This is a genomic window from Actinomadura luzonensis (assembly GCF_022664455.2).
GTDB lineage: Bacteria > Actinomycetota > Actinomycetes > Streptosporangiales > Streptosporangiaceae > Nonomuraea > Nonomuraea luzonensis.
In genome coordinates, this window is the sequence record NZ_JAKRKC020000002.1 from 2,067,521 (window position 1) to 2,085,723 (window position 18,203).

Sequence of the window (18,203 nt, forward strand, 5' to 3'; positions counted from 1 at the left end):
ACTCGACAGGCTGATCGCGGGGTGAACGTTGTGTGACCCGGGGGTGAAGTCTATGCTCGTTAGAGAACGCAGCGTTCTCTAATGAGGAGGCGTCATGGGGTGGGTCGTGACGGGGCTCGTGCTGGCCATGTTGCTCGCGGCGCTGGACCAGACGATCATGGCGCCGGCGCTGCCGGCCGTGGCGGGCGAGCTGGGCGGGCTCGACCAGATGCCCGCCGTCGTCACCGCCTACCTGGTCGCCGCCACCGTCGTCATGCCGGTCTACGGCAAGCTCGGCGACCGGTACGGGCGCAAGCGGACGTTGCAGGTGGCCGTCGTGGTGTTCGTGACCGGGGCCGTGCTGTGCGCGTTCGCCGGGTCGATGCCGCAGCTCATCGCGTTCCGGGTGGTGCAGGGCGTGGGCGGCGGCGGGCTGATGATCGGGGCCCAGGCGACCATCGGGGAGCTGGTGAGCCCGCGCGAGCGAGGCCGGTTCCTCGGCTACTTCGGGGCGGCGTACGTGGTGGCCGCCGTGGGCGGGCCGCTGATCGGCGGGTTCGTCATCGACCGGGCGAGCTGGCGGTGGATCTTCGCCATCTACCCGCCGCTCGGGCTGCTGGCACTGGTGCTGATCACCGTCACGCTGCGGCTCCCCCGGCCGGAGGGACGGCGGCAGCCGCTGGACGTGGCGGGCGCGCTCGCGCTCGGCGCGGTCGTCGTGGGCGTGGTGCTGACCGGGCAGACGCGCAACCCCGCCTTCGCCGCGCTCGCGGCGGCCGGGGTGGTGGCGTGGCTGGTCAGCGCCCGGTACGCGGCCGACCCGATCCTGCCGTTACGGCTGTTCCGCGAGCGCGCGTTCGCCGTGCCGGTCGGCATCAGCCTGGTCATCGGGTTCGCCCTGTTCGGGACGGTCACGTACATGCCCGCCTACCTGCAGATCGCGCAGCGCGCCAGCGCCACCAGGGCCGGGCTGCTGGTGACCGCGCTCATGGGCGGCGTGCTGCTGTCCACGGTCGTGAGCGGCCGGCTGATCACCAGGACCGGCCGCTACAAGCCGTTCCCCGTGGCCGGCACCGCCGTCGCCGCCGTCGGGCTGGGGCTGATCGGGCTCACGGCCGGGTCGCCGCCGGCGCTGGCCGCCTCGATGCTGCTCGCCGGGCTCGGCGTCGGGATGGTCATGCAGGTCATGGTGCTGGCCGCGCAGAACGCCGTCTCCTACGGCGACCTCGGGACGGCCACCTCGGCGGTGACGTTCGTCCGGCAGATCGGGGCGTCGGCCGGGGTCGCGGTGGTCGGCGCGCTGATCACGCTGCGCTCCGGCATCTCCGCCACCGAGACCCCGGCCGCGCTGCCCGACGGCGTCCGCGCCGCGTTCGCCACCGCCGTGCCGCCCGTGTTCGCGGCCATGGCGCCGCTGCTCGCCGTGGCCTTCGTGCTCGCGCTGGCGCTGCCGGCGCGGCCCCTCCGCACCACCGCGTACGCGGACGAAACCCCCGTGAAGGAGACCTCGTGAAACTCGTCGCGCCGCTGGACGCCGTCGGCAGGGACGACCTGCCCCTCGCCGGCGGCAAGGGCGCCAACCTGGGCGAACTGGTCAGGAACGGCTTCCCCGTGCCGCCCGGCTTCGTCGTCACCACGCACGCCTACGAGCTGGCCGCCCGCGAGGACGCCGGCCTGCCCACCGATCTGCCCGCCGAGCTGCGGCAGGCGATCACCGACGCCTACGCGGCGCTCGGCGGCGGCCCCGTCGCGGTGCGTTCGAGCGCGACCGCCGAGGACCTGCCGGGGGCCGCCTTCGCCGGGCAGCAGGACACCTACCTCAACGTGGTGGGCGAGGCGGCACTGCTCGACGCGGTCCGCCGGTGCTGGGGCTCCCTGTGGACGGAGCGCGCCATCGCCTACCGGGCGAGACTCGGCATCGACGACGCCGAGGTCAGCATCGCCGTGGTCGTGCAGCGCATGGTCGAGCCGGACGCGGCGGGCGTGCTGTTCACCGCCGACCCGGTCAACGGCGAGCGCGAGCGGATCGTCGTCGAGGCGGGCGCCGGGCTGGGCGAGGCGGTGGTGTCGGGCCTGGTGACGCCCGACCGGTACGTGGTGAGCCGCGACGGCCGGATCGCCTACCGGCCCGGCCGCAGCGAGGTCGTCGTCCGCAGCGCGCCGGGCGGCGGCGTCGTCCAGGAGCGCGGCAGCGGAGCCGGGCAGCGGCTGCCCGACGCCGTGGTGACGGAGCTGGCCGGGCTCGCGCGCCGGGTCGCCGCCCACTACGGACGGCCGCAGGACCTCGAGTGGGCCTACGCGGCGGGCCGCCTCCACCTGCTCCAGGCCCGGCCCATGACCGCCCTGCCGCCGCCCCCGGTCGGCCGGCTCAACCCCCTCCGCCGCCGGCTGGCCGCCGTCCTGCTCGAATACCTGCCGGTCCGGCCGTACCCGATCGACATGACGACCTGGCTGCCGTACGGGCCGGCCGGGCTGATGGGGCGGGTGACCGGCGCGTTCGGGATACGGCGCGGGTTCGAGGGGTTCCTGCGCGAGGAGGACGGCGTCGTGTACGCGCTGACGCCGCCGTCGCCGCGCCCGTCGGCCCGGGTGCTGACCGCGCCGTTCCGGCTGGGGGCCAAGGCCAGGCGGTACGACCCCGCGCGCTGGACCGAGGACCGGCGCTTCACCGGCTACCTGGCGGCCGTGCGGCGGCTGGCCGGCCGGGACCTGGGCGCGATGCCGTGGGCCGAGCTGATCCGCGTGCCCCGGCAGGCGCTCGACCTGGTCGCCCCGGTCGCCGACCTCAGGATCGACTACCTGCCGCGCACCGGGCTCGCGCTGCTGCGCCTGCTCGTGGCGGTCAAGGTGCTGGGGCGGCGGCCACTGTTCGGCGGGCTGCTGGCCGGGGCGGTCACCCGGACGAGCGAGGCGAACCGGGCGCTGGAGCGGCTGGCCGAGCTGGCGGTCACCACAGGCGCGCTCAACGGCGACCCGGCGGGCGGTGACGCGGGTTCCGCTGACGCGGGCGTCGGCGCGGCGCCTGCGGGCGGGCTGTCCGTGGCGGCGCTTCCCGGCGCGTTCCGGGAGGCGTTCGAGGAGTTCCTGCGCGAGTACGGCCACCGCGAGACCTCCAGCCCCATCCTCGTCACCCCGCCCTGCTGGGCCGACGCGCCGGAGACCGTGCTCGGCCTGGTCCGGATGCTGGCCGCCCACCCCGCCCCGCCCGCCGCGAAGGACGACGCGCTCGACCGGCTGCTGGCGCACCCGCTCCTGCGGTCGCCGGGGCGGGCCGCGCGGATGCGGCGCTGGGTGGCCGCCGCCCGCGCCGGGATCGCCTTCCGCGAGGACAGCCACTTCTTCTTCACGTTGCCGCAGCCCGTCCTCCGCCGCGCCCTCGTGGAGCTGGGCCGGCGGCTGTGCCGCGCCGGCGTGCTCGACCGGCCCGAGGACGTCTTCCACCTGCGCCTGGAGGAGCTGGAGGCGGTCACCGACGAGACGGAGCTGACCGGCCCGTACGGGACCAGGCTGCGCGCGGCCGCGCGGGCCCGGGCGGCCAAGCGCGAGGAACTGGCGGGCGTGCGACTCATCGACCCCGCCGCCGTCTTCCCGCCCGCGCCGGCCGGCGGAGCGCTGGCCACCGGGTCGCCGGCGAGCACGGGAACGGCCACTGGGCCGGTCAAGGTGATCAGGGACCCCGCCGAGTTCGGCAAGCTGGCGGCCGGGGACGTGCTGGTCTGCCCCTACACGAACCCGTCCTGGACGCCGCTGTTCCAGCGCGCCGCGGCCGTGGTCGTGGACAGCGGCGGCGCGGCCTCGCACGCCGCGATCGTGGCCAGGGAGTACGGCATCCCGGCCGTCATGGGCACCGGCACGGGGACGTCCGTGCTGGAGGACGGGCAGGTCGTGACCGTGAACGGCGACGCAGGAACGGTCGTCCCGGCTGCTTAGGATGCCTGCCATGGTCACCGATCACCGCAAGCTGCCCCGCCGCCGGGGCGAGGCGCTGCACGCCGCGATCTACCGGGCGACGCTCGACGAGCTGGCCGAGAGCGGCTACGCCGGGCTCACCATGGAACGGGTGGCCGAGCGGGCCAGGGCGAGCAAGGCGTCGCTGTACCGGCGCTGGCCGTCCCGGCTGGAGCTGGTGACGGACGCGGTGCGTTCCGTCCTGCCCACCCCCGAGTCGGTGCCTGACACCGGTGAGCTGCGCGGGGACCTGGTGGCGATGCTCGGCCAGGCGGCGCAGGTGTTGTCGGGGCCGGCGGGAGAGGCGCTGCGGGGGCTGCTGGGGGAGGCGTTGAGCAGCGGGTCGCCGGTCAACGCCATGCGCAGGACGTCCCAGGGGATGGGGCGGAGGACGATGGAGGAGGTGTTGCGGCGGGCGGTCGAGCGGGGGGAGGTCGATCCGGAGGCGATCACCCCGCGCCGGCTCGACGCGGGGCACGCGTTGCTGCGGCACCACTTCCTCTTCAACGGCACCCCCATCCCCGGCGAACTCGTCGTGCAGATCGTGGACGAGGTGCTGGTGCCGCTCTTCAGGAGAGGGTGAGGAGCACCCCCATCCCCGGCGAACTCGTCGTGCAGATCGTGGACGAGGTGCTGGTGCCGCTCTTTCGGAGGGGGTGAGGCCACCATGGGCGGGGGTGGGGGCGGTGGTCAGGGGGTGGACAGGCCCAGGTGGGTGGCGGTGAGGCGCATGGCGTGGTCGAAGGCGGTGCGGCGGTCGTCGATGGTGTTGTTGAACTGGCCGAACACCTCGAAGTTCACCCACCCGTACAGCGCGGTCCAGGCCGACGCGGCGGCCCAGATCACCTCGTCAGGCACGCCCGGCATCAGCGCCCGCAGCCCCGCCCCCTCCCCGGCCAGCTCGGGCGGCGGGACGGGCAGGCCGGCGGGCAGCCGGACGGCCCCGGCCCGGCAGGCGTCGGTGACGAGCGTGCCGAGCACGGCGACGTCCCGCACCCGGGCCGCCACCGTGTCCTGCGGCGCCTGGTAGCCGGGCACGGGGGAGCCGTAGAGCAGCGCGTACTCGTGCGGGTGTGACACCGCCCAGCCGCGCACCCCGTGGCAGGCGGCCAGCCAGCGGCCGGTGAAGTCGTCGCGGGGGCAGGCGGCCTCGGCCTGTTCGACGGCCTCGCCGAGGGCGTTGTAGCCGTCGACGATGAGGGCGGTCAGCAGGTCGTCGCGGCTCGGGAAGTAGCGGTAGATGGCCGAGGAGACCATGCCCATCTCCCGGGCCACCGCCCGCAGCGACAGGCCGCCGGCGCCCTCGGTGGCGAGCTGGCGGCGCGCGATGTCGGTGATCTCTCTGGTGAGCTCGGCCCGGACGCGTTCTCTGGCGGTGCGGCTGGCTGTCATGCACCGCAGGTTACCAGAGCGGTGCGAGAAAACGAGAGCACTGCTCTTGACGAACACCGCTCCCTTGAGAGAGCATTGCTCTCGTAAGCGAACGGCAGTCACGCACCTCCTGGAGTCCCCGATGAAGCACGCCAACATGGCCCTGATGTTCTTCCTGGAGCTCGGCGTGCTCGCCGCCGTGGGCTACTGGGGCTTCACGCTGAGCGCGAACTGGGGCGTGAAGCTGCTCGCCGGGCTCGGCGGCCCGGCGCTGTTCGCCCTGGTGTGGGCGCTGTTCGCGGCGGGCGGCGGCGCGAACGCCACCTTCCCGCTCACCGGCCTGGCCCGCGCCGCGCTGGAGATCGCCTGGTTCGGCGGCGGCGCGCTCGCGCTCTACGCCGCCGGCGCGATCACCCCCGCGGTCGTGCTGGCCGGGCTCTTCATCCTCAACGCGGTCCTCCGCCTCGTCTGGAAGCAGGTCTGATCATGGGTAAGCACGTCGTCGTCGGATCCGGCCAGGTCGGCACGCACCTGGCCGCCAAGCTCATCGACCAGGGGCACGAGGTCGTCGTCGTGACCCGCTCCGGCAGCGGTCCGGAGGGCGCGACCAGGGTCGCGGCCGACGTGGCCGACCAGGCCAGGCTCATCCAGGTCACGAAGGGCGCCGACGTCCTCTACAACTGCGTCAACCCCGCCTACCACCGCTGGCTGAGCGACTGGCCGCCGATGGCCGCCTCCTTCCTGGCCGCCGCCGAGGCGAGCGGCGCCGTGTACGTGATGCTCGGCAACCTCTACCCGTACGGCCCCGTCACCGGCCCGATGACCGAGGACCTGCCGCTCGCCTCGCCCGACCCCAAGTTCCGCGTCCGCGCCAGGATGTGGGAGGACGCGCTCGCCGCCCACCGGGCCGGCCGCGTCAGGACGACCGAGGTGCGCGGCTCCGACTACTTCGGCCCCGGCGCGAGCGACCAGTCCTACCTCGGCGACCGTTTCCTCCCGGCGCTCCGCGCGGGCAGGACGATCCAGCTCGTCTGGCCCGCCGACGTCCCGCACAGCTGGACGTACCTGCCGGACGTGGCCGACGCGCTCATCGTGGCCGGCCGCGACGAGCGGGCCTGGGGCCGCCCCTGGCACATGCCGACCGCGGAGCCGATGACGTTCCGGGAGGTCGGGAACCGGATGGCGGCCCTGCTGGGCCGGCCCGCGCCGCGGATGGTGCGCATCCCGTGGCCCGTGCTGCGGGCGGCCGGGATGTTCTCGCCCATGATCGGCGAGCTGTCGCACACCCGTTACCAGTTCATCGCCCCGTACGTGCTCGACTCCACCGCCTTCCAGCAGACCTTCGGCGTCGCGCCCACCCCCGTCGACCAGGCGCTGAAGGCTACGCTCGACGCGTGAAGACAGCCATCATCGGCCTGGGCGACATCGCGGAGAAGGCGTACCTGCCCGTGCTCGCCGCCCAGCCCGCGCTCGACCTGCACCTGTGCACCCGCAACACCGCCCGCCTGGACCGGCTGGGCGACGCCTACCGCGTCGCCCGCCGGTTCACCGACGTGGACGAGGTGATCAAGGCGGGCGTGGAGGCGGCCTTCGTGCACGCCGCCACCGAGGCCCACCCGGAGATCGTCGAGCCGCTGCTGGCCGCCGGGGTGCACGTCTACGTGGACAAGCCGATCGCGTACACGCTGGCCGAGTCCGAGCGCCTGGTGCGCCTGGCCCGCGCGCAGGGCAGGTCGCTCATGGTCGGGTTCAACCGCCGCCGCGCCCCCGGCTACGCCGCCCTCGCCGGGCTGCCCCGGCACCTGGTCGTCATGGAGAAGAACCGCGACAACCACCCCGACGACGTCCGGCGGGCCGTCTTCGACGACTTCATCCACGTCGCCGACACGCTGAGGTTCCTGCTGCCCGCCCCAGTCACCGGCACCTCGATCCGCACCCGCGTCCGCGACGGCCGGATCGAGCACATCGTGCTCCAGCTCGACGGCGACGGCTGCACCGCGATCGGGGTGATGAACCGGGTCAGCGGCGCGAGCGAGGAGTCCTGCGAGGTGATGGGCGACGGCGTCAAGCGGCGCGTGGTCAACCTCGGCGACGTCGTCGACTACCGGGGCGGCGAGGTGCTGACGCGGCGGCCCGACTGGGTGCCGGTGGCCCGGCAGCGCGGCATCGAGCAGATCTGCGTGGAGTTCCTGGCCGCCGTCCGTGAGGGCCGGGTGCTGGACGCCGCCGACGCCCTGGCCACCCACGCGCTGTGCGAGGAGGTCGTCAGCGCGGCGGCGTGACCCGCATCGCCCGGTCGGCCCTGGCCAGCATCCGCTCGAAGGGCCGGCCGCCGAGCCGGGCCAGCACCGTGTAGCCCTTGGCGTCGCTGAGCGGGCTGGACGACGACACCACGCCCGCGATGGCGCCGCCGTACAGGGCGGGCCCGCCGCTGCCGCCCGCCGCGGCGTGGCAGTTGCGGGTGACCATGAGCCCCGGCCCCTCCGAGATCCCCTCGACGGTGTCGCCCAGGCACCGGTAGAGCTGCAGCCCGGGATAGCCCTTGCCGGCCGGGTACCCCAGCAGCTCCAGGCCGCGCAGCGCGGTGCCCCGCGTGGTCGGCATCGCGCGCAGCCCGCGCCCGGTCACCGCCTCCAGCGGCCGCTCCCGCCGCACCACGCCCACGATCCCCACGTCGTACGGCAGCAGCTCCGTCGAGTACGGCCGGTTGCGCCACCGCGCCGGCACCCACGTGCGCACCGCCGGCCACACGCCGAGCCGCGCCCGCCCCTGCTCGTAGCCGGGCAGGAAGGCCAGCTTGGCCAGCAGCCGCCCCTGGTGGTACAGGCAGTGCGCCGCGGTCAGCACCAGGCTGCGGCTGCGCGAGCCGAGCACGGTGCCGCCGCACATGACGTCCTTGCCGGTCGCCGGGTCCCGCCCGACCAGCACCCCGGTCAGCCGCCGCGCCCCCGTATAGGGAGGCGGCACGGGGGCGTACCCCAGACGGTCGCCGTGCGGTGTGAGCACCCGCGGGACGGGAATGTTGCGTTGCGACACCTCGGCGACGGCGCTTGGATCGAGCAGGACCAGGGACAGCACCAACCTGAGCACCCTTCAACAGTTAGCAGAAGATGATCAGGGCACTGACCTGCGACATCCGGGTTTACTAACTTGTGTACTGGGCACCGAGGGCGCGCAGCCGCCGGTGCGCGTCCTCGTAGACCGCGCTCTCGCCGAGGTACGCCTTGGGCATCTTGGCCACCATCGTGTAGTTCGTGTCGCACACGTTGCCCACCGGCGCCTGCCCGGCCTGGCTGACGAGCTGGTAGGCGTCCAGGGTGTCCAGGCCGGTCAGCTCGGCGGCCCAGGTGACCAGGTCGTGCTGGCTGATGCGGTAGGCGTCCTCCAGCGGGCGGGCCGAGCCGGTGGACATCAGGTGCAGGTCGTCCTCCAGCCGCGGCCACGGCGTGACCACGCCCTTGATCAGCTCGACCGCGACCACGGTGTTCATGGCCGACTCGACCGCCGTGCCGCACACCTCGCCGTGGCCCTGCCTGGCGTGCCCGTCGCCGATCGCGAACAGCCCGCCCTCGACGTTGACGCCCAGGTAGACGGTGACGCCGGCGCGCAGCTCGGGGGTGTCCATGTTGCCGCCGTGCGCGTCGGGGGTGATCGACATGCGGGCCTCGTTCGCGCCGGGGGCGACGCCGACCGTGCCGTGCATGGGGTCGAGCGGCAGCTCCACGCTGAAGTCGCTGTTCCTGGCGTGGTAGACGGCGACGCCGCGGCCGAGGTCGAGGTCGTAGCGCCAGACCCGCTCCTCCAGCGGCGGCTGGAGCGTGGCCGTGGTGTGCGTGCTGGTCAGGGCCCCGAAGTGGGGGAACGTCGTGGACACCGCCCAGTCCCTGGCCGGGGTGATCGAGACGAAGTGCAGGGCGAGGGTGTCGCCGGGCTCGGCGCCCTCCACGTGGAAGGGCCCGGTCACCGGGTTGAGGTAGGGGAACTCGCACACCTGGGACGGCAGGTCGCCGGTGGTGCGCACCCGGCCGCCGAAGCAGTCCTCGGTGTAGAGCTCCAGGATCGTGCCCGGCCGCACCTTGCCCACCGCGGCCCGGCCGCCGAAGGTGTAGCTCAGGTCCTCGGGCGAGGGGTGGTAGGACACGACGTTCACACGACCTCCTTGGGGAGCACAGGCCGGCGGCCCGTCAGATAGGTGATGGCGAGCACGACCAGGCCGAGCGCCAGCCACAGGCCGCCGACCCACTGGGCCGCCACGTTCTGGTTGATGACCACGGCCACCAGGACGACGAAGCCGACGACCGGCACGATCAGGTGCGCCAGCAGGTTCCCGCTGCGCCGCCTGATCAGGTAGTACACCACGACCGAGACGTGCAGCAGCAGGAACGCGAACATCGCGCCGAAGTTGACCAGCGAGGCCAGCTCCCCGATGCCGTTCTCGCGGGTGCTCATGTAGATCCCGAGGACCAGCGAGATGGCGGCCACCACGAACGTGGCGTTCACCGGCACCTTGTGCTTCGGGTCCACCTTGGCGAGGAACGACGGGAGCATCCGGTCGCGGGCCATCGCGAACAGCAGCCGCGACGTGGCCGCCTGCGCCACCAGCGAGTTGGCGAAGCCCCAGGCGACGGCGGTGGCGACGGCGGTGAGCACCGACAGCCAGTGCCCGCCGGCGAACTCGGCCGTGTCGTAGAAGGCGCTGCCGGCCGGGTCGCCCTTGGCGATCAGCGCGGCCCGGTCCGGGGTGAGCAGCGCGGCCACCCACGTCTGCACCACGAACAGCACCGCGGCCACGGCCAGCGCCGCCACCATGGAACGGCCGAGCCGCCTGGCGTCCTCGCGGTTCTCCTCGGCGAGCGTGGAAATGCCGTCGAAGCCGAGGAACGACAGCACCGCGACCGACGCCGCGGCCAGCACCACGCTCCAGCTGAACCCGGCCGAGTCGAACAGCGGCGTGATCGCCCCGGTCTGCGCCTTGCCCTGCGCCAGCGCGACCACGCCGACCACCAGGAAGATCGCCAGCACGGCCAGCTCGGCGACCAGCATGATCCGGGTGATGCGGGCGGTCATCTGGATGCCGAGGTAGTTGACGACGGTGTTGAGCACGACGAACGCGGCCAGCCAGGCCCACACCGGGACGGCGGGCACGAAGGAGTTCATGGCCGCGCTCGCCACCAGGTAGAGCAGGGACGGCACGAGCACGTAGTCGAGCAGGATCGCCCAGCCCGCGACGAACCCGACCGGCGCGCCGATGCCGCGTCCCGCGTAGGTGTAGACCGAGCCGGCCATCGGGAAGGCGCGGGCCATCTGCGCGTACGACAGCGCCGTGAACGCCATCGCCACCAGGCCGATGACGTAGGCCAGCGCCACCATCCCGTGCGAGACGGCGAAGACGTTGCCGAAGATGCCGAACGGCGCGATCGGCACCATGAAGATCAAGCCATAGATCATGAGGTCGGCGAATCCCAGGGACCGCTGTAGTTCCTGGCGGTAGCCGAACTCCTCGACGGTGCTCATGGACGGCTCCTAGCTGCGTCAGGGGGCGCTACGCACCTTAGAGCCAAAGCTTTCTACAGAAAAGGTTTCTCCAGAAAGAATTGCAGGCCGTCGGCCCTGCCGAGGTGCACCGCGTGGCGCACCTGCCGGTCCCGCAGCGTGAGCCGGCCCCGCGCGCTGGTGATCGTGGCGCCGTCGGCCACCGCGTCCAGGGCGGGCACCGCCAGCGTCCCGGCCCGCCCGGCGAGCGCCGCCAGCATGGCGACCGCCTCGTAGCAGCCGTGACCGTGCGCGTTCAGCATGGGCGCGTCGGGGCCGAAGCGGGCCGCGTACCGCTCGGCGAAGGCGAGCGCGGGCTCGGTGGCGAGGTCGCGGAAGTAACCCATGGACGCGTACAGCTCGCCGGTGCCGTCGCCGCCGATGCCGAGCAGGCCGTGCTCCTCCAGCGCCCCGCACAGCCGGGCCGCGCCCAGGCCGGCGGCGGCGTAGGCCCGGTTGAAGGCCACCAGGTCGCTGCCGATCAGCGTCAGCAGGATCGCGTCGGGCCGGGCCCCGGCCACCCGCTCCAGCCAGCGCGTCGCCTGCCCGTAGCCGGCCAGGCCCTCGCCGACCACCTCCGCCCCGGCCGCGCGCAGCCGGCGCCGGACGGCCGCGTGCACCAGGCGGGGCCAGACGTAGTCGTTGCCCAGCAGGTACCAGCGGCGGGCCCGGCGGGTGCGGATCAGCCAGTCGACGGCCGGGTCGAGCTGGCGGCGCGGGGTCTCGCCGAGGAAGTAGACGCCGGGGGCGTGGCCGCCGCCCTCGTACGGGGGCGCGTACACGAACGGCACCCGCCCGGCGATCGCCCCGACCACCTCCACCCGCACGTCGCTGGCGTGCGTGCCGGCGACCGCCTCGACCGTGCCGGACGCGACCAGCCCGGCGACCTCGGCCGCCACCTCGCGGGCCGCCCGGCCGCCGTCGACCAGGACCAGCTCCACCGGCCTGCCGAGCACCCCGCCGGCCGCGTTCAGCTCCTCGGCGGCGAGCACGGCGCAGTTGATCGCGCACGGGCCCACCAGGCCGAGCACCCCGGACACGGGCACGACCAGGCCGATCCTGATCGAGCCCGAGGGAAGGAGCCGCGCTTCGAGAGGATCGACGACCACCGCCACGCCGACGAGTATCCTCCGGGATAGCTCCCCTATGAAAGGACCTTGTCCATGAACGACTCCGGTCTCGGGTCCTCACTCGCGTACCTGCTGAGCTGTGCGGAGCGGAGCGTCACCCGGGGCCTCGCGGCGGCGCTGGCCGGTGAGGACGTCACCGTCGAGCAGTGGCGCATCCTGCGCGCGCTGGCCGACGGCCGGGGGCACTCGATGGGCGAGCTGGCCGAGGCCGTGCTGATGCCGCACCCGACGCTGACCAAGGCCGTCGACCGGCTGATCGACCGGGCGCTGGTCTACCGGGGGCCGTCGAAGGGCGACCGGCGGCGGGTGGCGGTCTTCGTCTCCGACCGGGGGGCCGAGCTGCTGGCCCGCACCGACGGCGCGGTGGCCGAGCACCACCGGCTCATCGCCGGGGCGTTCGGGCAGGAGCGCACCGAGCGGCTGATGCGCGACCTGGAGAGCCTGCTGGCCGCGCTCGACCACGCCGAGCTGCGGGTGTGACGGCGCGGATGACGGCGGGTGTGACGGGCCGCCGGGCGGCGGCCCGTCACACCGCGGATCACGGGTAGAGCCCGCGCATCTGGTGGGCCTCGGCCACCCGTCCGACGCCGATGACGTGGGCCGCCTGGCGCAGCGTGAGCCCGCGGGCCGCGGCCAGCGTGCGCACCTCGGTGAACGCGTTCTCCATGAGGTCGCGCAGCTTGATCTCGACCTCGCCGGAGCTCCAGGAGTAGGCCTGCATGTTCTGCACCCACTCCAGGTAGGAGACGATCACCCCGCCGGCGTTGGCGAGGATGTCCGGCACCACCGTGGTGCCGCCGGCGGTCAGGATCTCGTCGGCCTCGGGCGTGATCGGCCCGTTCGCGCCCTCGACGACGAGGTGGGCGCGCACCCGGGGCGCGTTGGCCGCGGTGATCGCGCCCTCCAGCGCCGCCGGGACCAGGACGTCCACGTCCAGCTCCAGCAGGTCGCCGAGCGGCAGCTCGTCGGCGTGCGGATAGCCGCGCACGCTGCCGTTCTCCGTGGCCCAGGCCCGGACCCTGGAGACGTCGAGGCCGCTGCGGGCGTACACGGCGCCGCCGGCGTCGGAGACGGCCACGACCTTGCAGCCGGCGTCGGAGAGGTACTGCGCGGCCAGCGCGCCGACCTTGCCGAAGCCCTGCACGGCGACCGTCGTGCCCTCGGGCGAGCGGCCGAGCGCGGCCAGCGCGGCGATCTGCACGCCCCGCGAGGTCGCGCCGGTGCGGCCGAGCGAGCCGCCCAGCGTCATCGGCTTGCCGGTGACCACCCCGGGCACGGAGTAGCCGGCGCTGACGCTGTAGGTGTCCATGATCCAGGCCATGGTCTGCTCGTCGGTGCCGACGTCGGGGGCCGGGATGTCCTTCTCCGGGCCGATCAGCGGCAGGATCTCGTTGACGTAGCGACGGGTCAGCCGCTCCAGCTCGCGGGTGGTGAGCGTGGCCGGGTCCACGGCGACGCCGCCCTTGGCACCGCCGTACGGGATGCCGACCAGCGCGCACTTCCAGGTCATCCACATCGCGAGCGCGGTGACCTCGTGGATGTCGGTGTCGGGATGGAAGCGGATGCCGCCCTTGGCGGGACCGCGGGAGACGTTGTGCTGGACGCGGAAGCCCTGCACGACGTCGAGTCGTCCGTCCTCGCGCCGCACCGGGACCGAGACGGTCAGCGAACGGCGCGGCGTCGCCAGCACCGTGCGGAGCCCGTCGTCGAGCCCCAGGTGCTCGGCAGCCTGGTGGAGCTGGTGGAGAGCGGAGTCGAGGGCCTGTCGGCCCGGGGTGATCAGGGCCGGCGTCTTTGACGGCACCATGATGCTCATGGAAGAGATTCCTCCTGGTATGCACGCCCGTTTTCGCGGGGAAAGCGCCATTGCTTCCCACTTAGGGCGATGTTGTGTCGATCATCCTAGGGCGGGGCGTTTGAGCTTGCCAGTGGTTGGAAGAGATCCAAGCCGTTGATCGAGTCGCTGCCGACCGTGCCACTCTGGCAGGCTTGGCCCCGACAAAGTGCCGAAACACCGGAACGGGGGGTCGGATGCCCGCACTCGTGGTGGGGCCGATGCTGCGACACGTCGATTCTCATAGCGCCTCGATCTGGGTGGAGACCGCCGAACCCTGCACGGTCGCCGTCGAGGCGGGCGGCAGGGCTTACCGGTCGCCTACCTTCACCGTGCACGGACACCACTACGCGATCGTGGATCTCATCGAGCTCTCCCAGGATATCGCGTCGTATTCCGTCACGCTCGACGGGGAGCAGGTATGGCCACCGGCGGGTCGGCCGCCCAGCCGCATCAGGCTGGTGCCCCCCGACGGGGCCCGCCGGGTGGCGTTCGGCTCGTGCCGCACCAGCGTGCCGCACGACGCCGCGACCGTGCGCACCCACGGCGAGGACGTGCTGCGCTCCTACGGCCGCCGCCTGTACGAGGCGCCCGACGAGGAGTGGCCCGACCTGCTGCTGCTCATCGGCGACCAGGTCTACGCCGACAGCCCCTCGCAGGACATGCTGGCCTTCATCCGGGCCCGGCGCAGCACCGCCCCGCAGGACGAGATCGCCGACTTCGAGGAGTACGCCGAGCTCTACCGCCAGGCCTGGACCGAGCCCGACATCCAGTGGCTGCTGTCCACCGTGCCGACCGCGATGATCTTCGACGACCACGACCTGCGCGACGACTGGAACACCTCCCAGCCCTGGCGCGAGCAGATGGCCAGGACGACCTGGTGGCGGCGCCGGGTGATCGCCGGGCTCGGCGCCTACTGGGTCTACCAGCACATCGGCAACCTCTCGCCCGACGAGCGCGCCGCCGACCCGCTCATGCGCACCCTGCTCGACCTCAACGGCGGCGACGGCGCGGCCGAGCTCGACGCCTTCGCCGAGAAGGCCGACGCCGAGCCGAGCAGCAACCGCTGGAGCTACGCCCGCGACCTCGGCGGGGCCCGGCTCATCATGGTCGACACCCGGTGCGCCAGGCAGCTCACGCCCGGCGACCGGCGCATGCTCGACCCCGACGAGTGGGCCTGGCTGGAGGAGCAGCTCGCGATCCCGGCCGAGCGGCTGATCATCGGCTCGTCGATCCCGTTCCTGCTGCCCGAGGGCGTGCACGGCGTCCAGAACTGGAACGAGGCCCTCGCCGACGGCAAGTGGGGCCCGGCCGTGCGGCGGTGGTCGGAGAAGTTCCGGCAGGCCATCGACCTGGAGCACTGGGCGGCGTTCCGGCGCTCGTTCGAGGACCTGGCCCGGCTGCTGATCAAGGTCGGCAAGCCCGTGATGATCATCTCGGGCGACGTCCACTACTCCTACCTCGCCCAGGCGAACAAGGGGCAGGTCTACCAGATCGTCTGCTCGCCCATCCGCAACCCGCTCAGCCGCCTGCTGCGCTGGGCCAACGTCGTCACCCAGTTCTCGATCGCCACCCTCGTGGGCGGGCTGCTGGCCCGGCTGGCGGGCGTGCCGCGGCCGCCGTTCCGCTGGCGCGTCACCAAGGGCCCGTTCTTCCAGAACGCGATCGCCACCCTCACCCTGCCGGACGAGGTGGCCTGGTACGAGTCCAGGAACGACACCCTGCGCCAGATGGACTCCGTCCGCCTGACGCAGGGCCGCCTGACGCAGGGCCGCCCGCGGCGCTAGCTAGCCCTTGTTCCTGAACTCGTAGACGGCGTCGGCGAGCTGGTCGATCGCCCACACGAGGTCGTCCTCGCGCACCACGATGGGCGGGGCCAGCCGGATCGTGGACCCGTGGGTGTCCTTGGCCAGCACGCCCCGCTTCATCAGCGCCTTCGACAGCTCGCGGCCGGTGGCGAGGTCGGGGTCGACGTCGACCCCGGCCCACAGGCCGCGCCCGCGCACCTCGACCACGCCCTTGCCGACCAGCTCGCGCAGCCGGGTGTGCAGCACCTCGCCGAGCTTGGCGGCGCGGGCCTGGAACTCGCCGGTGGCGAGGATCTCGATGACGGCGTTCGCCACCGCGCAGGCCAGCGGGTTGCCGCCGAAGGTGGAGCCGTGCTGGCCCGGGTGGATGACGCCGAGCACGTCCCGGTTCGCGGCGATGGCCGACACCGGCACGACGCCGCCGCCGAGCGCCTTGCCGAGCACGTAGACGTCGGGCACGACGCCCTCGTGGTCGCAGGCGAACGTCTGCCCGGTGCGCCCCAGCCCCGACTGGATCTCGTCGGCGATCATGAGGATGCCCTCGGCCGTGCACAGGTCGCGCACGTCGCTCAGGTAGCCGTCCGGCGGCACCAGCACCCCGGCCTCGCCCTGGATCGGCTCGACCAGCACCGCCACGGTGTTCGCGTCGACCGCCGCCCGGATCGCCTCGGCCGACCCGTACGGCACGACCCGGAAGCCGGGCGTGTACGGCCCGAAGCCGTCGTGCGCGTCGGGGTCGGTGGAGAAGCTGACGATCGTGGTGGTGCGGCCGTGGAAGTTGTTCTCCATCACGATGATGTTCGCCCGGTCCGGCTCGACGCCCTTGACGTCGTAGCCCCACTTGCGGGCCACCTTGATGGCGGTCTCGACGGCCTCGGCGCCGGTGTTCATGGGCAGGATCAGGTCCTTGCCCGTGAGGTCGCCCAGCCCGGCGCAGAACTGCGCGAACTGGTCGTGGTAGAAGGCGCGGCTGGTCAGGGTCAGCCGCTGGAGCTGGTCCTGGGCGGCCTGGATGATCTTCTCGTTGCGGTGCCCGAAGTTCAGCGAGCTGTAGCCGGACAGGCAGTCCAGGTAACGCTTGCCGTCCACGTCGGTGACCCAGGCACCCTCGGCCTCGTGGATCACCACGGGAAGCGGATGGTAGTTGTGCGCGCTGCGGCGCTCGCTCAGCTCGATCAGCTCTGCGCTGCTGGTCATGTCAGTTGTCCCCCCTGATCTCCAGTGTGCAGCACTTCGGCCCGCCACCCGCCTTGCGCAACTCCGACAGGTCGACCGGGATCACCTCGTACCCGCGGCGCTTGAGCTCCAGCTGCAGGCCGGAGGCCTCGGCGTTGATCACCACGTGGGTGCCGTCGCTGACCGCGTTCAGCCCGAGCACCTCGGCGTCGTCGGCGGTGGCGAGCACCGCGTCGGGGAACATCCGGCGCAGCACCTCGCGGCTGCCCGGCGAGAACGCCTCAGGGAAGTAGGCGACGTTGCGGCCGTCGAGCGGGAACAGCGCGGTGTCGAGGTGGTAGAAGCGCGGGTCCACCAGCGTCAGCGACACGACCGGGCGGCCCAGGAACTCCTGCGCCTCGCGGTGGGCCACCACGTCGGTGCGGAAGCCGGTGCCGGCCAGCACGACCTCGTCGAGGGTCAGGAAGTCGCCCTCGCCCTCGTTGACGTGCTCGGGCTCCAGCACCGGGTAGCCGCGCTCGGCGAACCAGCGCAGGTAGGCCGGGCCCTCCGGGCCGCGCTGCGGGAAGGCGAAGCGGGCGCCGTAGACGCGCCCGCCGACGACCAGCGCGCCGTTGGCGGCGAAGACCATGTCGGGCAGGCCCTCGACCGGGTCGATGAGGTCGACCCGGTGGCCGAGCTCCTCGTAGGCCGCCTTCAGGCCCTCCCACTGCCGGACCGCGACGTCGCGGTCCGCGCCGGCCTCGGGATGCATCCACGGGTTGATGGCGTACTCGACCGCGAAATGATCAGGGCGGCACATCAGGAAGTGTCGGGGCATGCGGGATCTCCGTCGCGTCCAAGCGGGCTCATCGGGGGTCGGAGACAGCCTAGGAACCGCGTTTGCGCAGGCCAAGCGCCTGGCATTGCGTCCTCGCGCGGGATCGTTGCGTCTTTCAGCCTGTGCGGCTCGAATCGTTGCGTACGAGGCCGGGAGGGGCGTCGACCAGGCGCGACAGCACGATCGCGCTCTTGGTCCGCACCACGAACGCCTCGGCCGCGATGCGCTCGATCACCCGCTCCACGTGCCGCACGTCGGTGGCCCTGATGTGCAGCAGCGCGTCCGCCTCGCCGGTGATCGTGGCCGCCCCGACCACCTCGGGGAACTTGGCGACGGCCAGCGCGATGTCCGACGGCTTGGTCTTGCCCTGGCAGAACAGCTCGACGTACGCCTCGGTGGTCCAGCCGAGCGCCTGCGGCGCCACCCGCGCGCTGAACCCGGTGATCGCGCCGCTCTCGCGCAGCCGGTCCACCCGGCGCTTCACCGCGGACGCGCTCAGCCCCACCTGGTGGCCGACCTCCGCGTAGGTCGCCCGGGCGTCGTCCACGAGCGCCGCGATGATGTCACGATCGAGCCGGTCCAGTTCCACGGGCCTTGTATACCGC

The 18,203-nt window shown here is 73.1% G+C and carries 17 protein-coding genes; 8 read left to right on the forward strand and 9 right to left on the reverse strand.

The features are described from left to right. Positions 1-94 precede the first annotated feature (94 nt). The 3 genes from MF672_RS40105 to MF672_RS40115 are packed head-to-tail and all read left to right on the forward strand — an operon-like array spanning position 95 to position 4,510. Positions 95-1,492, forward strand: coding sequence for an MFS transporter (locus MF672_RS40105; protein ID WP_242374846.1), 1,398 nt, complete (start codon positions 95-97; stop codon positions 1,490-1,492). Further along, positions 1,489-3,909, forward strand: a complete 2,421-nt coding sequence (locus MF672_RS40110) for a PEP/pyruvate-binding domain-containing protein (RefSeq protein WP_242374847.1) — start codon at positions 1,489-1,491, stop codon at positions 3,907-3,909. The genes MF672_RS40105 and MF672_RS40110 overlap by 4 nt, the downstream gene beginning before the upstream one ends. Before the next feature lie 10 nt (positions 3,910-3,919). Further along, a complete protein-coding gene (locus MF672_RS40115; RefSeq protein WP_242374848.1) occupies positions 3,920-4,510 on the forward strand; it encodes a TetR/AcrR family transcriptional regulator in 591 nt (196 codons plus the stop codon). 107 nt (positions 4,511-4,617) lie between these two features. Here the strand turns inward: MF672_RS40115 and MF672_RS40120 are convergent, their stop codons facing one another. Continuing rightward, entirely contained in the window at positions 4,618-5,319 is a 702-nt protein-coding gene (locus tag MF672_RS40120; RefSeq protein WP_242374849.1) for a TetR/AcrR family transcriptional regulator, read from the reverse strand. A gap of 121 nt (positions 5,320-5,440) precedes the next feature. Between MF672_RS40120 and MF672_RS40125 the strand changes: the two genes are divergently transcribed. The 3 genes from MF672_RS40125 to MF672_RS40135 are packed head-to-tail and all read left to right on the forward strand — an operon-like array spanning position 5,441 to position 7,580. Next, positions 5,441-5,782, forward strand: coding sequence for a YrdB family protein (locus tag MF672_RS40125; RefSeq protein ID WP_242374850.1), 342 nt, complete (start codon positions 5,441-5,443; stop codon positions 5,780-5,782). 2 nt (positions 5,783-5,784) lie between these two features. After that, on the forward strand, positions 5,785-6,696 hold the full coding sequence (locus MF672_RS40130; RefSeq protein ID WP_242374851.1) for an NAD-dependent epimerase/dehydratase family protein: 912 nt from the start codon (positions 5,785-5,787) through the stop codon (positions 6,694-6,696). Next, the gene (locus tag MF672_RS40135; protein WP_242374852.1) at positions 6,693-7,580 is read left to right on the forward strand and encodes a Gfo/Idh/MocA family protein; all 888 of its coding nucleotides are present in this window, start codon (positions 6,693-6,695) and stop codon (positions 7,578-7,580) included. The genes MF672_RS40130 and MF672_RS40135 overlap by 4 nt, the downstream gene beginning before the upstream one ends. Here MF672_RS40135 and MF672_RS40140 read toward each other — a convergent pair. The 4 genes from MF672_RS40140 to MF672_RS40155 are packed head-to-tail and all read right to left on the reverse strand — an operon-like array spanning position 7,564 to position 11,945. Further along, positions 7,564-8,388 carry a trypsin-like serine peptidase gene (locus MF672_RS40140; protein WP_242374853.1) on the reverse strand — a complete coding sequence of 275 codons (825 nt, stop codon included), beginning with the start codon at positions 8,386-8,388 and terminating at the stop codon, positions 7,564-7,566. The genes MF672_RS40135 and MF672_RS40140 overlap by 17 nt on opposite strands. A gap of 55 nt (positions 8,389-8,443) precedes the next feature. Next, positions 8,444-9,448 (reverse strand): acetamidase/formamidase family protein, encoded by a 1,005-nt coding sequence (locus tag MF672_RS40145; RefSeq protein ID WP_242374854.1) that lies wholly within the window; start codon positions 9,446-9,448, stop codon positions 8,444-8,446. Next, positions 9,445-10,812: an APC family permease gene (locus MF672_RS40150; RefSeq protein WP_242374855.1), complete on the reverse strand. Its 1,368-nt coding sequence runs from the start codon at positions 10,810-10,812 to the stop codon at positions 9,445-9,447. The genes MF672_RS40145 and MF672_RS40150 overlap by 4 nt, the downstream gene beginning before the upstream one ends. Before the next feature lie 53 nt (positions 10,813-10,865). Beyond that, positions 10,866-11,945 carry a substrate-binding domain-containing protein gene (locus tag MF672_RS40155; protein WP_242374856.1) on the reverse strand — a complete coding sequence of 360 codons (1,080 nt, stop codon included), beginning with the start codon at positions 11,943-11,945 and terminating at the stop codon, positions 10,866-10,868. A 48-nt stretch (positions 11,946-11,993) separates the two neighbouring features. Here MF672_RS40155 and MF672_RS40160 point away from each other — a divergent pair, with 48 nt between their 5' ends. Then, positions 11,994-12,440, forward strand: a complete 447-nt coding sequence (locus MF672_RS40160; protein ID WP_242374857.1) for a MarR family winged helix-turn-helix transcriptional regulator — start codon at positions 11,994-11,996, stop codon at positions 12,438-12,440. Between the two features lie 58 nt (positions 12,441-12,498). On the opposite strand, the gene MF672_RS40165 is transcribed toward MF672_RS40160, so the two are convergent. After that, on the reverse strand, positions 12,499-13,776 hold the full coding sequence (locus MF672_RS40165; protein WP_242374858.1) for a Glu/Leu/Phe/Val family dehydrogenase: 1,278 nt from the start codon (positions 13,774-13,776) through the stop codon (positions 12,499-12,501). 239 nt (positions 13,777-14,015) lie between these two features. Here MF672_RS40165 and MF672_RS40170 point away from each other — a divergent pair, with 239 nt between their 5' ends. Next, positions 14,016-15,581, forward strand: a complete 1,566-nt coding sequence (locus MF672_RS40170; RefSeq protein WP_242374859.1) for an alkaline phosphatase D family protein — start codon at positions 14,016-14,018, stop codon at positions 15,579-15,581. Here MF672_RS40170 and rocD read toward each other — a convergent pair whose 3' ends face one another. The 3 genes from rocD to MF672_RS40185 all read right to left on the reverse strand — a co-directional run bounded on the left by rocD (position 15,582) and on the right by MF672_RS40185 (position 18,187). Then, on the reverse strand, positions 15,582-16,799 hold the full coding sequence (gene rocD, locus MF672_RS40175; protein WP_242374860.1) for an ornithine--oxo-acid transaminase: 1,218 nt from the start codon (positions 16,797-16,799) through the stop codon (positions 15,582-15,584). It abuts the gene before it with no gap. Between the two features lies 1 nt (position 16,800). Next, positions 16,801-17,598 (reverse strand): dimethylargininase, encoded by a 798-nt coding sequence (ddaH, locus tag MF672_RS40180; RefSeq protein WP_242374861.1) that lies wholly within the window; start codon positions 17,596-17,598, stop codon positions 16,801-16,803. Positions 17,599-17,713: 115 nt separating this feature from the next. Beyond that, positions 17,714-18,187, reverse strand: a complete 474-nt coding sequence (locus tag MF672_RS40185; RefSeq protein ID WP_242374862.1) for an Lrp/AsnC family transcriptional regulator — start codon at positions 18,185-18,187, stop codon at positions 17,714-17,716. Between the last annotated feature and the right edge of the window lie 16 nt (positions 18,188-18,203).

Excerpts from the sequence above, each read along its gene's own strand:
- MF672_RS40105 (WP_242374846.1), top strand. The coding sequence starts at position 95 with ATGGGGTGGGTCGTGACGGGGCTCGTGCTGGCCATGTTGCTCGCGGCG.
- rocD (WP_242374860.1), bottom strand. The coding sequence starts at position 16,799 with ATGACCAGCAGCGCAGAGCTGATCGAGCTGAGCGAGCGCCGCAGCGCG.
- MF672_RS40160 (WP_242374857.1), top strand. The coding sequence starts at position 11,994 with ATGAACGACTCCGGTCTCGGGTCCTCACTCGCGTACCTGCTGAGCTGT.
- MF672_RS40130 (WP_242374851.1), top strand. The coding sequence starts at position 5,785 with ATGGGTAAGCACGTCGTCGTCGGATCCGGCCAGGTCGGCACGCACCTG.
- MF672_RS40165 (WP_242374858.1), bottom strand. The coding sequence starts at position 13,776 with ATGAGCATCATGGTGCCGTCAAAGACGCCGGCCCTGATCACCCCGGGC.
- MF672_RS40120 (WP_242374849.1), bottom strand. The coding sequence starts at position 5,319 with ATGACAGCCAGCCGCACCGCCAGAGAACGCGTCCGGGCCGAGCTCACC.
- MF672_RS40125 (WP_242374850.1), top strand. The coding sequence starts at position 5,441 with ATGAAGCACGCCAACATGGCCCTGATGTTCTTCCTGGAGCTCGGCGTG.
- ddaH (WP_242374861.1), bottom strand. The coding sequence starts at position 17,598 with ATGCCCCGACACTTCCTGATGTGCCGCCCTGATCATTTCGCGGTCGAG.
- MF672_RS40150 (WP_242374855.1), bottom strand. The coding sequence starts at position 10,812 with ATGAGCACCGTCGAGGAGTTCGGCTACCGCCAGGAACTACAGCGGTCC.
- MF672_RS40115 (WP_242374848.1), top strand. The coding sequence starts at position 3,920 with ATGGTCACCGATCACCGCAAGCTGCCCCGCCGCCGGGGCGAGGCGCTG.
- MF672_RS40170 (WP_242374859.1), top strand. The coding sequence starts at position 14,016 with ATGCTGCGACACGTCGATTCTCATAGCGCCTCGATCTGGGTGGAGACC.